The sequence below is a fragment of the Crossiella sp. CA198 genome (genome assembly GCF_052078295.1).
Lineage (GTDB): Bacteria > Actinomycetota > Actinomycetes > Mycobacteriales > Pseudonocardiaceae > Crossiella.
This window is the reverse complement of record NZ_JBQJIM010000021.1, coordinates 183907-192232: the sequence shown is the minus strand read 5'-3', so window position 1 is coordinate 192232 and position 8326 is coordinate 183907. Positions and strand designations below refer to the sequence as shown.

Annotated in this window: 7 protein-coding genes; 2 read left to right on the top strand and 5 right to left on the bottom strand. The window is 69.2% G+C overall.

What is annotated here, in order from left to right:
• Positions 1-209: 209 nt before the first annotated feature.
• Positions 210-776, bottom strand: a complete 567-nt coding sequence (locus ACTOWY_RS31855) for a TetR/AcrR family transcriptional regulator (protein ID WP_441313308.1) — start codon at positions 774-776, stop codon at positions 210-212.
• A gap of 73 nt (positions 777-849) precedes the next feature.
• On the opposite strand from ACTOWY_RS31855, the gene ACTOWY_RS31850 reads away from it, so the two are divergent.
• On the top strand, positions 850-1950 hold the full coding sequence (locus tag ACTOWY_RS31850) for a cytochrome P450 (protein WP_441313307.1): 1101 nt from the start codon (positions 850-852) through the stop codon (positions 1948-1950).
• Here the strand turns inward: ACTOWY_RS31850 and ACTOWY_RS31845 are convergent, their stop codons facing one another.
• Together ACTOWY_RS31845 and ACTOWY_RS31840 are read right to left on the bottom strand one after the other, a co-directional pair.
• Positions 1951-3012 carry an alpha/beta hydrolase gene (locus ACTOWY_RS31845; protein WP_441313306.1) on the bottom strand — a complete coding sequence of 354 codons (1062 nt, stop codon included), beginning with the start codon at positions 3010-3012 and terminating at the stop codon, positions 1951-1953.
• Between the two features lie 80 nt (positions 3013-3092).
• On the bottom strand, positions 3093-4427 hold the full coding sequence (locus tag ACTOWY_RS31840; RefSeq protein ID WP_441313305.1) for a cytochrome P450: 1335 nt from the start codon (positions 4425-4427) through the stop codon (positions 3093-3095).
• A gap of 167 nt (positions 4428-4594) precedes the next feature.
• Between ACTOWY_RS31840 and ACTOWY_RS31835 the strand changes: the two genes are divergently transcribed.
• Positions 4595-5407: an SAM-dependent methyltransferase gene (locus ACTOWY_RS31835; RefSeq protein ID WP_441313304.1), complete on the top strand. Its 813-nt coding sequence runs from the start codon at positions 4595-4597 to the stop codon at positions 5405-5407.
• Positions 5408-5502: 95 nt separating this feature from the next.
• On the opposite strand, the gene ACTOWY_RS31830 is transcribed toward ACTOWY_RS31835, so the two are convergent.
• Both ACTOWY_RS31830 and ACTOWY_RS31825 read right to left on the bottom strand, forming a co-directional pair.
• The gene (locus tag ACTOWY_RS31830; RefSeq protein WP_441313303.1) at positions 5503-7005 is read right to left on the bottom strand and encodes a glycosyltransferase family 39 protein; all 1503 of its coding nucleotides are present in this window, start codon (positions 7003-7005) and stop codon (positions 5503-5505) included.
• A 71-nt stretch (positions 7006-7076) separates the two neighbouring features.
• Entirely contained in the window at positions 7077-8282 is a 1206-nt protein-coding gene (locus ACTOWY_RS31825; RefSeq protein ID WP_441313302.1) for an ROK family transcriptional regulator, read from the bottom strand.
• Between the last annotated feature and the right edge of the window lie 44 nt (positions 8283-8326).

Sequence of the window (8326 nt, the reverse complement as noted above, 5' to 3'; positions counted from 1 at the left end):
CAGACCAGGGCCAGGGACCACCGGGTACATCCTCACGGATGCAACCCCATCCTCACTGTTGGCCGTTGTGGACGGCGAGTTGGCCGTTCCGGACGGCGAGTTGGCCCAACTGGTACGCCGGGTTGGCGCAAGTGGGCGTACCGGTTGGGCCAAGTGGTACCAGTTCGGCCAACACCCTGTACGACAACGGCCAACACGCCGGTGAGTGTTTAGAGCGTCGCGATCACGGACTCGATCACGCTGGTGATCCGGTCGGCCGCCCGATGGGGGTCGGGCGCGCCGACGTCCAGCCAGGTGCTGATCGCGTCCAGGCTGGCGGTGGTGGCCAGCCGGGCGGCCCACTGCGTCCACGGGCTTTCCGGGATGTCCTCGGTGATCCGGGCGTGCACCTCGGTGGTCATCGCCGCGCGCAGTTTCTCCGGGTGCGGCGCGAACTCCGGGTCGTGCGCGGCCTGCTGGAAGAGGACCCGGAAGGCGGCGGAGTTGTCGGCGGCCCAGGCAACCAGGGCCCGCACGCTGGCCGCGCCCACCTCCACCTCGGCGCCGGTCAGCAGGTGCTCGGCGGCCCGGTCCAGCACCGCGCGGCACAGATCGTGCTTGGACTCGAAGTGCCGGTACAGGATCATCCGGCTGATCCCGGCCTCGGCGGCGATGTCGTCCAGGCTGGTGGCACTGAACCCGTTGCGGGACAACGCTTCGGTGGCCGCGGCCAGGATCTGCTCGCGGCGCTGCGCGCGGGGCAGCCGCCGGGTCGGGGCGCGGTCGTCGACAGACATCCCTTGCAGAGTAGACCCTTCGATGTATACCTTGAGATATACATCGAAGGGTCTACTTGAGGTGGGGATGAGGATGGCGCGGGTGCGGCGGATCCGGACGCCGGTCGGGGACGACGCCTGGCTGGTCAGCGGGCATGCGGAGGTGCGGAAGCTGTATGCGGACCGGCGGCTGGGGCGGACCCATCCGGATCCGGCCGCGGCGGCCCGGCTCGGCGATCACCAGTTGCTGTCAGCCTCGGAGCTGTACTCCCATGAGCACGAGCACGAGGAGCACATGGCGATCCGGGCCACGCTGATGCCGTTCTTCGCCGGGCGGCGGATGGCGGTGCTGCGCGAGTCGGTGCGCGGGCTGCTGGCGGAGCTGCTGGACGAGCTGGCCACGGCCGGGCCGGGGGCCGATCTGCACTCGATGCTGTCGGCGCCGTTGTCGGTGCGGACGTTGTGCGCGTTGCTCGGGGTGCCGGACCGGGAGTTGTTCCGGGACCTGGTGGATCAGATGGACGATGTGGGTGACCGGGCGCGGGCCGAGGCGGGACAGGCCGAGTTGTCGGCGTATCTGACCGAGGTGGTCGAGTTGCGCCGGGCCAGTCCGGATGACGGGGTGCTGTCCGGGCTCGCCGCCGCCGGACTGTCCACTGAGGACATCGCAGGGATCGCCACGATGCTGTTGTTCGCGGGGTATGACAGCACCGCGGTGATGATCGACGCGGGCGTGCTGCTGCTGACCCGGCATCGCGATCAGTGGGAGCAGCTGCGGGTGCGGCCGGACGGGGTGCCGGGAGCGGTGGAGGAGATCCTGCGACTGGGGGAGGCCGATGCGGCCGAGGGCAGCGGGATCGCGCGCTACGCCAGGGAATCCATCGAGATCGACGGGGTGACGATCGGCGCGGGCGAGGCGGTGGTGCTGGACACCGCGCGGGCCAACCTGGACGAGCGGGCCTTCGCCGAGCCGCTGCGGTTCGACCCCGGCCGCTCCCCCAATCCGCAGCTCGCCTTCGGCCACGGACCCTGGCATTGCCTGGGTGCGCCGCTGGCCCGGTTGCAGCTGATCGAGGTGTTCACCGCGCTCCCCGCCCGGTTTCCCTTGCTGCGCGTGGGAATTCCGGACGGGGAGCTGGCCAGGACGGGCAACCTGTTCACCGAGCGGGTGCGCCGGTTGCCGGTCGAGTGGTGATCAGGCGCCCACGGTGCGGCGCAGCCAGACCCGGGTTGCCTCGCGGTACTCGTGCGCGTTCTTGTGCAGGCCAAGGGAATGCCCGGCACCGGGCAGCACGTAGGTCTCCAGCTTGGCGGCCGGGGTGTAGTACGGGGCCTCGGCCGGGCGCAGCGTCTTGCCGCTGGTGCAGTCGCGCAGCGCGAGCAGGCCGCAGAACAGGATGTCCTTCTGCCCCACCGGCTGGAACACCGGCACGTTGATGCCCAGGGTGGTGGGCAGCACGATGCCGAACACCGCGACCGTGCCCATGCCGGGCACCGACACCTGGTCCTTGGTGGCCTCGTCCGCCTCGATCACCTTGGGATCGGCGTTGGCCGAGTTGTAAAACAGCGGTCCGCGCGCGCCAGGGCGGGTGGCGAACCAGAGCGGATCGCTGCCGCGCTTGCCCAGCAACGGATCCAGCAACGCCGGGCCGAGGCCGAGCACCGCGCCCAGGCCCAGCACCGGCAGTGCGGGCAGGTGGGTGATGCCGCTGAGGATGACCGCGTCGACGTCCTTGTACACCGCGGCCTCGGTGGCCACGATGCCGGAACCGACCGAGTGGCCGACGATGACCACCTTCCGGAACGGCACCCCGCCGACCCGGCCGGCGCGCAGGTGCTGGACCACCTGGTGCATGGAGTCGGCCTCGGCCGAGAGCAGCATGGGCAGGCTCAGCGGTTTGGTGGACTTGCCGGTGCCGAGGCGGTCCACGGCGAAGGTGGCGAACCCGGCCTTGGCCATATCGCGCTGGTAGGAGTAGCGCTCGGGCTGGTACGGCAGGTCCCAGTACGCGCGGTTGTAGGTGCCGCCGTGCACCAGCAGCTGCACGACCGGCGGGGTTGTGCCGCTGGGCAGGCAGAGCTGGCCCTGCACGGTGGCCGGACCACCGGGCAGCAGCGGCAGTAAACCGGGGCCGGTGACGGGCAGGTCGAGCACCTTGCAGTTGACCGGGTCGGCCGCGGCCTGGGGCGCGGTCAGACCGGTGAACAGCAGGGTGCAGGCCGACGCGACCGCGAACAGCTTCGGTAGCAGTCTCACGGGGAGAGCCTTCCAAGATCGGAAAGGGTCGGGAGCTGCCTGACGATACACCCGGTAGCCGGGCGGATACTTTCAGGTGACTACCGGGAGTGGACGGTCATCGGCAGCTGGTTGGGCTGCATGGTCGCCTTGACCTTCGGGTAGACCCGCTTGCCCGGCACCGGAACCAGGCGCCAGCGCGCGCCGATGGTGGCGGCCACCATCGCGATCTCGGTCTGCGCCAGGAAGTGGCCAGGGCAGAACCGGGCGCCGGCGCCGAAGGGGATGTAGGCGCCCTTGGGTAGCGCGGCCATCCGTTCGGGGGTCCAGCGGTCGGGGTCGAACCGGGCCGGGTCGGTGAACCAGCGCGGGTCCTGGTGCAGCGTGTGCTGGCTGACCGCGACCTCCGAGCCTGCCGGGATGCGCACGCCGCCGAGTTCGACGTCCTCCCTGGCCCGGCGCATCAGGATGATCGGCGGGGTGCGGCGCAGAATCTCGTTGACGATGCGCTGGGTGTACTCGAGTTTGGGCAGGTCCTCGAAGGTGACCGGGTGGCCTTCGAGGACCTCGTCGAGTTCGGCGTGGAAGCGGCGTTCGATCTCCGGGTTGACCGCGATCTCGTGGAAGAACCAGGCCAGCGCGACCGAGGTGGTCTCCGCGCCGGTGGTCAGGATGGTGACCACCTCGTCCTGGATCTGCTCGTCGGTCATGGCCTCGCCGGTGTCCTCATCCCGCGCGGCCAGGAACACCGAGAGCAGATCCCCGTGATCCCCGCCCTGGGTGCGCGCGGTGATGATCGCCTCCGGGATGACCGCGCGCAGCCGGGCCGCGGCCTGGTCGAAGCGGCGATTGCCCGGGATGGGCAGCTTTTCCACCAGCCGCGGCGAGAACGCGCGGACCAGCACGTTCTCCAGCATGATCGGAATGGACCGCTGGATCTCGGCGAGCACCTCGGCGCCGAGGTCGGCCGCGAACAGGGTGCGCCCGGCGATGGTGAGCACCAGGTCCTGCATCCGGGCGTCCAGCGCGACCTGCTGGCCCTCGGTCCAGGAGTCGGCGAGGTCCTGGGCCAGGCAGGAGATGGTGGACTCGGCGTAGGCGGCGACCCGGCCGCGGGCGAAGGCGGGCAGCACCATCCGGCGCTGCCGCTGGTTGAACGCGCCGTTGGAGGTGGCCAGGCCGTCGCCGAAGAGCGGGCGCATCTTGTCGAAGACAATGCCCTTGTCGTACTTGTCCGCGTCGATCGCGAGCAGGCGCAAGGCCAGTTCCGGGCTGGTCACCATGTAGACGGGCAGCGGACCGAGGAAGATCTGCACGACCTCGCCGTGCGCGGGCAGCGAGGTGAGGAAGGGCAGGGGTTTACGCAGTAGGGACAGCGTGTGACCAAGCAGCGGCAACCGTCCGGGAACCACCGCGACCATGTGCACCCACCTCATCCACCGAACGTGTGCGGCCGTTAACAATAGGTAGTCGCAGGTCACGTTAGCGACGCTTCTCCAGAGACATACACACGATCGGATGGACTCTGTTAGCAACCCTTCCAACGATTGCGGTGTGTCGGCCCTAAGCTGCACTCCGTAATCAGTCGAGGAGGGGAGTCCGCGTGGCCGCGGAACGCAACTGGGTGCCGGCGGGCATCGACACCAGCGTGCCAAGTCCGGCAAGGGTCTACGATTACTGGCTGGGCGGCGGCCACAACTTCGAGGCCGACCGAATCCTGGCCGAACAAATCCTCAAGATCATGCCGGACCTGCGCAGCGCCACCCAGTTGAACCGCTCGTTCCTGCGTCGCGCGGTGCTGCACATGGTGGACAACGGCGTGCGGCAGTTCCTGGACATCGGTTCCGGGATTCCTACCGTGGGCAACCTGCACGAGATCGTGCAGCGGGCGGATCCCAGTTGCCGGGTGGTGTACGTGGACCGGGACCCGGTGGCGGTGGCGCACAGCCAGATGTTGCTGGCGGGCAACCCGAACGCGGCGGTGATCCAGACGGATCTGCGGGACGTCGAGGGTGTGCTGGAAGCGCCGGAGACCCGGGAGTTGATTGACTTTGATCAGCCGGTTGGGCTGATCATGTTGCTGCTGCTGCATTTTGTGCCGGATGAGTGGGATCCGGTGGGGTTGATCTCGCAGTACCGCGAGCGGTTGGCGCCGGGGAGTTTCTTCGCGGTGTCACATGTTTCCGGGGATGCGAACGCGACCGGGCTGAATGAGGCGGTGGAGGCGTACAAGCGCACCCAGAACGCGCCGATCGTGCGGAGTCACGATGAGGTGCTGCGGTTCTTCGAGGGGTTTGAGCTGGAGGAGCCGGGGCTGGTGGGGTGCGCGTTCTGGCGGCCGGACGGGGTCGGGGATGTGACGGACAAGCAGGAGATCAACAACCTGCCGTTCGCGGGGGTGGCCCGGAAGGTGTGATGTGCCCCGGGACCCTCAGTCGTCGAGTTGGCCCAAGTGGTACGCCCAGTTGAGCCAACTATGCGTACGACTTGGGCCAACTCGACGCTGGCGCGCTAGTTCAGGTGGCTGATCTCCGGCCAGAGTTCGTCCCAGGACTTGGTGGTGTCCTCACAGAGCCAGATGGTGCCGCCGTGTTCCCTGTTCTTGATGTTCAGGTTGTTGCGGATTTCCGCTACCTGGCGGAGGTTGGTGCAGGCTTTTTTGGCCCAGGCTGGGGCGTCCGGGTACTTGGCGGGCTGGACCAGGATCGCGTTGCGGGCCGCGGCGGGTGGGCGTTCCCAGGCCGCGTAACCTCGGTATCCACTGTGGACACTGGGGAGTCCCTGGGTGCGGCCGTAGCGTTGCAGGGCGGCGGCTTGGCCGAAGTTCTCGGCGATGATGACGGTGTTCTTGCGCTGGGTTGACGGGAGACGGTGGTAGACCGTGGTGACCGTGTTGGTCAGTTCTGGCCAGCCGAACTGTTCCGCGGTCAGGCCGTTCATCTGCACCACCGGGATGCGGTCGAGGTAGCTCTCCGGGACCAGCGGCAGGGCCAGGGGTGCGATGAAGATCGCGGACAGGGTGGCGGCGGTGACTGCCAGGGTGGGGCGGAGTTTGCCGGTTCCGTTGGACAGCCAGGTGTCCACGGACAGGGCGCCCGCGGCGAGCAGGGCCGGGTAGGCGCCGAAGAGGTAGAGGGCGGAGCCGCCCGCGGCGAGCAGAGCCGCGGTGAGGAGCAGGTAGGCGGCGCCCAGGAAACGGAGTTCCGGGGTGCGGAGCAGGCGGATCAGGCCGGCCAGCCAGAGCGGGATCAGCAGGGGGCCGATCACCAGGGCCTGCATGGCGAGGAAGAGCAGGGAACCGCCTCGTTCACTGTTGCCTTCGCTGAGGTGTTTGGCCATTTCCAGTTGGGGCCAGCCGTTCTCGAACTGCCAGAGCAGGTTGGGCAGCCAGATCAGCAGGGCGATGGCGCCGCCTGCGTAGAGCCAGGGGCTGCGGAGCAGGGTTCGGGGGCCGGTCAGGGCGATGGCGAGGAGGAGGGAGAGGACCACTCCGCCGATGAGGTATTTGTTGTGCAGGGCCACCCCGAGTACCGCGCCCGCGGCCAGGAGGAGTCTGGGGTCGGCGCCGCGGATCACCTTGACCAGCAACCACACCACCGCGGCGGTGAAGGTGATGTCGAAGGTGGTGGTGTGCAGCATGTGGCCGGGGATCAGGACCATGCCGGACAGGGCGGTGCCGATGGCGGCCAGGGTTTGGGCCCGGCGGGTGCCGCCCAGTTCCCGGGCGGTCAGGGCGACCAGGAGCACGGTCAGGCCGGCCGCGATGGCTGCGGGGAAGCGTTGGGCCATCAGGGAATCCGGGGCGATCAGGTCCATCAGTGCGGCGATCATGGGGGTGAAGGACGGCTGGTCGGGGTAGCCCCAGGCCGGGTGCTGGCCGGCGATGATGAAGTACAGCTCGTCGCGGTGGGGGCCGTAGCCGCCGCTGAAGGCGATCAGTACCAGGGTGACCGCCGCCGAACTGGCCAGCGCTCCCCTGGACAGCGCCTGGCGTACCGAAGTCTCCTGCTTCATGGGCAAAGCCTGGCGGGGAACGGGTTTTCGCTCCATGGGTCTGTGCCCCCGGGGCGGGGGTGGTGCCAGGTCTACCGGAGTGGAGGGGTCAGCTTGCCGCCCGCGCGCAGGAAGCGGTTGACCCAGAGGGTGGCGGCGCCCAGGGCGATGGCGTCGGGGCCCAGTTGGCAGAGGGCGATCTGGGTGCCGTCGAAGGGGTGGTGCAGGGCGTAGCGGCGGGCGGTGTCGCGAATGAGGGGGAGGTTGTCCTCGGCGAGCAGGAGTCCGGCCCAGCCGCCAAGGAGGATGCGTTCGGGGTTGAAGAGGTTGATCAGGTTGGCGATGCCCGCGCCCAGGTAGCGGGCGCTTTCCTGGATGAGGGCCTGGGCTTGCGGAGACGGGTCTGCCAGGGCCTTGCGGAAGGCGGATTCCTCGTCGAGCAAGGGATCGGGGGTGGGGTGCAGGGCGCGGTGGCGGGCGACGATCGCGGCGGCGCCGGTGTAGGACTCCAGGCAGCCCTGGGAGCCGCAGCGACACGGTGGGCCGTCCAGCGCCAGGGTGGTGTGGCCCCACTCCCCCGCGCTGCGCCGCGCGCCGCGGAAGGGGTTGCCCTCGGCGATGACGCCCGCGCCCACGCCGGAGCCGATCAGCGCGATCACCGCGTGCTGGGCGCCGCGGCCCGCGCCGAACCACATTTCGGCCTGGCCCATGGTGTTCGCGCCGTTGTCGATGTGCAAGGGCAGGTCGGTTCCCTTGCGCAGCAAGGTTTCCAGCGGGACCGTGTGCCAGGCCGGGGTGTGCCCGTGCACCAGCAACTCGGCGCCCTGTTCGACCAGGCCGGGCACGCCGACGCCGACCCCCAGGATGCGCTCAGGGTCGACGTTGTCGGCCGCCTGGACCTTGGCCAGGCCGGTCAGGATGTGGCTGATCACCAGGTCGCGGTCCTGGTTGTCCGGTTCGATCGGCAGGGTCTGCTCAGCCAGCACCGCCAGGGTGAGGTCGAAGGCCTTGACCCGCACCCAGGTCTCGGCCACCTCCACCCCGATCACCGTGGACTGCCGCGGGTTCACCCGGAGCAGGCCGCGTGGGCGCCCACCGTCGGAACCGACCGTGCCCGCCTCCACGACCAACTGCTCCTCGACTAGTTGGCCCACCACGTTGCTCACCGAGGCCTGGCTCAGCCCGGTGCCCGCGGCGAGTTCCTGCCTGCTGACCGGGCCGTCGAAGTACAGCCTGCGCAGCACCGTTGCCCGATTGCCCCGCCGCAGGTCGTGCACTGTCTGACTGTTCTCGCGCACCCGGGTCCCTTCGCCGTCTTGACCGATTATCAACCTGCCAGTTA